Annotated in this window: 4 protein-coding genes; 1 reads left to right on the forward strand and 3 read right to left on the reverse strand. The window is 27.0% G+C overall.

The genetic code is table 11. The annotated features are described in order from the left end of the window. Window positions 1-438 precede the first annotated feature (438 nt). The 3 genes from IC173_RS20035 to IC173_RS20045 all read right to left on the reverse strand — a co-directional run bounded on the left by IC173_RS20035 (window position 439) and on the right by IC173_RS20045 (window position 3,443). Window positions 439-591 carry a type I toxin-antitoxin system toxin gene (locus tag IC173_RS20035; protein ID WP_227483916.1) on the reverse strand — a complete coding sequence of 51 codons (153 nt, stop codon included), beginning with the start codon at window positions 589-591 and terminating at the stop codon, window positions 439-441. 1,041 nt (window positions 592-1,632) lie between these two features. After that, window positions 1,633-2,688, reverse strand: a complete 1,056-nt coding sequence (locus IC173_RS20040) for a phage/plasmid replication protein (RefSeq protein ID WP_227856191.1) — start codon at window positions 2,686-2,688, stop codon at window positions 1,633-1,635. A 434-nt stretch (window positions 2,689-3,122) separates the two neighbouring features. Next, the gene (locus IC173_RS20045) at window positions 3,123-3,443 is read right to left on the reverse strand and encodes a BlaI/MecI/CopY family transcriptional regulator (protein WP_227856192.1); all 321 of its coding nucleotides are present in this window, start codon (window positions 3,441-3,443) and stop codon (window positions 3,123-3,125) included. Between the two features lie 155 nt (window positions 3,444-3,598). On the opposite strand from IC173_RS20045, the gene IC173_RS20050 reads away from it, so the two are divergent. Next, the gene (locus IC173_RS20050) at window positions 3,599-3,967 is read left to right on the forward strand and encodes a helix-turn-helix domain-containing protein (protein ID WP_227856193.1); all 369 of its coding nucleotides are present in this window, start codon (window positions 3,599-3,601) and stop codon (window positions 3,965-3,967) included. The last annotated feature ends 214 nt before the right edge of the window (window positions 3,968-4,181 follow it).

Here is a 4,181-nt window from a genome sequence, read left to right on the forward strand (position 1 = left end):
GCATAAAAGTAAGTATTGTATGCCACACTCTACTGCCTACTAGCAATTACAATGCTTTCATACCCATGCTAGGTATATTTTCAAACCTCTTTTGTCAGTTATATGTCAGCAATATTACTAATCATACAAAAAAAGTAGGTTACTTTTTTTAAGCTGCCTACTTTTTTATTAATTAACTTAAAACTCATATAAGCCATTTTAAGCCTTCCTAATTTTGTTTTAATGGAATATTATACAAGTCATTAAGACTCATTGTAAATTTACTACATGAGGCTCAGCATAACATATCATATATTAATAATTACATATACATAGAGTACAATATTTAGAATTTAAAAAAGTGTATTTAATACTTAATAATATTTTTAAATAATGGTATAATAAAAACAAGAAGAACTATATTCTAATGTGCAATAGAGTAGAGTTCACTAATTTAGATTAATCTTTTTTGAACTTAATTTTCAGTTCAAAATCAAAGTCACTCTTTGCCGTAGAGTGGCTTTTTACTTTTATCTTAAATAATTTATTTATTAAATAAACTATTAGACTAGCAATTAAACTTGCTAATACACTTAGTAAAAATACGTCCATACCTCTTCACCTCCTTCCATAAAATTCAGAAGTAAGGTTTTCTTTGTATGAACTCCACTCTTAGATTATAGGTTACATCTTCTTGTTAAAATTATTATAACATAAATTACCATTTTTAAAATTTAGATAAAGTATTATTTATTTTGCTTTCTATCATTTTATTATCAATTCTTTTACATTCATTTCTATTACTCTATACTAAGGCTATGTTACATAAGTTTAGTAACTAATCATATTTATTCTTTGGTACAAAATACCCTATTAAAACCGTTACATTAGTTACAGTTCATACCTTACCCCCTCATAGCCCTAAGTATTTTAAAAGTATTATTTTAATTGATTTATCTATCAACCAATGCTACACCATAGGGAATTAGGAAATGGCTATTCTCCCCCTATATCCCAAAATATATTTAAGATATAAGAGGATATACAACACCACTTTTTCATGAGGTATCCGTATACCCTACGTTTTATTTGTTTGTATAAACTTATTCAACGTCAACTGTTCAAACTCGCTTAGGTCTAGTATTATCAAGTAGGATAATCATTCCTTTACAGTCGCCCCACACTAGGACAGGCACTCCACTTCTAAAGCCTTATTACTTTATTAGCTTGTCTAAGAAATTGTTCCTCCCCCTCAAACGGCACTGTCACGAGTGATTAACTCGTCAGTTTTTTATTTTTATATAGAGTGTTATTCCTCTAACCACTCTCGCATTTATCGCATTAAAAAAGCCTTGTCCAACTATCTTGAACAAAGCTTGTAATTTTTATCTTTTAAGTTTATCATCTTGATTTTTATGTACACATCTTTTATAATTTATGTATATCTAAGAAGATAACAGCTATATTTTATATACTCTATGTTCTTCCAAAACATTTAGTATGTAACTTATAGTAAAAGATTACTATTTACTTAACTATTCGTCGTAGTTGGTATTAACTCATATAAGGTTTGGCGACCTTATTGAGATAGTAGTCTTTTTTATATTCAATTTTTTAATATAAGTTAATTATAATTCTAGTTATCAAAATTTACTAGTATTTTTCCATAATTTGCTCTATTTTTTGGTCTAAATGCTTGATTGGACTTTGCAATTTGTTTGTTTTGTGAAAAGTGGGAATGAGTGCAGGGGCTATGTTTAGCAACTCTAACATCTTAAAATATTTCTTCAATTCTTCTTTGCTATATTTTTTCTTTTTAGCATATCTTAGTTCTAAGTATTGCAATAGCTTCTTTTTACTATTTGTTTTTAATTTATTTGTTTCTTGTACTATTTTTTTAGTTTCAAAATAATCATAGAAATCTAGTCTAGTATTGCAGATGAAACGTTTATACTTAGTTAAAACTATATCTCTACATATGTATATATCATCAAAGTATGTTTTAAATGTCCTTCCATATTTTTTGAGTTCGTAACCAGCACATTTAACTTCTAATCTTAAAGTGTTAGTCGCAAGAGCCAAGTCAAGTTGGTTTATATTTATACTACTCTTATACATATCTACTTTACTTTTTAATGTTTTCAGTTGCTCCAGTTTATTGTAAAAATTAATAGTATATGTTTTATTTATGTTACTCTTATAATTATGCTTAGACTTTATGTAAACACTTGTATTTGTATCTATGTTATTTCGATCGACGTAGTTAATATATCTATTATCAGCTTTATCTTTTATAATTTGATTAAATAGCCTCAAATATAAATCTGCGTTTACATTATAAATATTAAATGTTACCTCCATGCTTGCAACTGTAAACTCTAATATGTCTAACTCTATGTTAAATAACTCTTTAAGCTTATTATTTATCTTTTGTCTTATTTCTTCTCTGTAACTATACAAATCATCTATGTTATGTACATGATTACCTTGTTTGAGTAGCATTACAAGCCTACCAGTTACATATATTCTCTCTGAATTTACTGCATATAGAAATCTTACTCCATTCCAAGCAAGTATATAAGATGAAATATATTCAATTACTTCTCCTGTCTTGAAATCTATATATTCATTGTAGTTCTTTTTAAGCTTTAAACTAAACTTACTTGTATCTAGCTTTACATTTTGATATAAGTTAACTCTATCTATCATACCCCACACCCCTTACGAAATCATCATCTGATACAATCATTAATACTATATTTACAGACTAAAAACATGATTGCAAAACAAAAAAATAAACTTTATAACACCATTAATTAAGGGGTAGTTTAACCCTGTAATTTTAAGACTTTTTGTGTTATGGAAATGGAAGGACTATAACAAAATAAAACTTTCTCTATCCTTACATATACCATATACACCCCCCTATAGCTATTACATATAGTATCTTAAACATAATTTACATACAAATAACTCTATAAATATAGAACGTTTGTACGCATTACTATGTCTATTTTTACATACAGACAAAAATTTTTTCTTGATGTGGAAATGGATGTGTTTTTTATGCTACTTCATATAAAATAACAATTTTAATTTTATCGTTGTAGAATGAATGAACAATATTAAAACTTATTAAGTTGCTACTTTTTTTCAGATATATCTATTAAAGCATCAATTAGACTTTCTATAGAGTTAGAATGTATCTCTTCTAAAAATCTTTTCGTTGCAAATACTTTATACTCTTTATTCGTAATAAGTATTATATAATGTTTTATTCTTTTTATTCGCTGAGACGCTAAGAAACGCTTATTGACTAGTCTTGAAAGCAGAGTTAATGTAGTTGTTGCTTTCCAGTTACAACTAGTCTCCATCTCTTCAATTAGTTCTTTTGATGTTACTATATCATTTTTAGACCAAATAAACTTCATGATTTTAAACTCTGCCTGTGGTATCTTTTGCATTTCTTAATTCCTTTCTGAGTATAATTATTAAGAATAACATTTTTTATATCTTTTAAATGAAAGATATAGCAGATATTATTTTAGTTAGTTTATTATAATATAATTTCTAAAAGGTTACAATATACAAAAATAGTAGCTGAAAGGAATAAGTAAAAATGGATTTAGATTTTAGAGCGATTGGTCAGAGAATTAAAATTGCTAGAATAAAGAAACGATTAACTCAAGATACTTTATCTGAATTGGTAAATATAACTCCACAGCATATGTCGAATATCGAGCGAGGTGGTTCTTCTGTCAGTCTACCAACTCTAATTGCAATAGCTAACATGTTAGGAGTATCAATAGATGAATTATTGTGTGATACAATCTTAGACTCTAAAGTTGTTTTTGAAAAAGAATTACAAGAAGTTATAAGTGACTGTAACGAATATGAAATAAGAGTTATTGTTGATGTAGTAAAAACTACAAAAGATTCTATGAGAAGTGTTAAATTATTTCAAAATAAATTAGAAAATAGATATTAAATAGATAAAATTTAATTTTAAAGATAAAACCTCTGAACATTAGTTATTTCAATGCTTACGAGGTTTTTTAACATGTCAGTAAAATTGGCATAAAAGTAAGTATTGTATGCCACACTCTACTGCCTACTAGCAATTACAATGCTTTCATACCCATGCTAGGTATATTTTCAAACCTCTTTTGTCAGTTATATGTCAGCAATATTACTAATCATAC

The sequence above is a fragment of the Clostridioides sp. ES-S-0048-02 genome (assembly GCF_020658495.1).
Taxonomy (GTDB): Bacteria; Bacillota; Clostridia; order Peptostreptococcales; family Peptostreptococcaceae; genus Clostridioides.

Coding starts and splice junctions, on each gene's coding strand:
- IC173_RS20035 (WP_227483916.1), bottom strand. CDS start 591: ATGGACGTATTTTTACTAAGTGTATTAGCAAGTTTAATTGCTAGTCTA.
- IC173_RS20040 (WP_227856191.1), bottom strand. CDS start 2,688: ATGATAGATAGAGTTAACTTATATCAAAATGTAAAGCTAGATACAAGT.
- IC173_RS20045 (WP_227856192.1), bottom strand. CDS start 3,443: ATGCAAAAGATACCACAGGCAGAGTTTAAAATCATGAAGTTTATTTGG.
- IC173_RS20050 (WP_227856193.1), top strand. CDS start 3,599: ATGGATTTAGATTTTAGAGCGATTGGTCAGAGAATTAAAATTGCTAGA.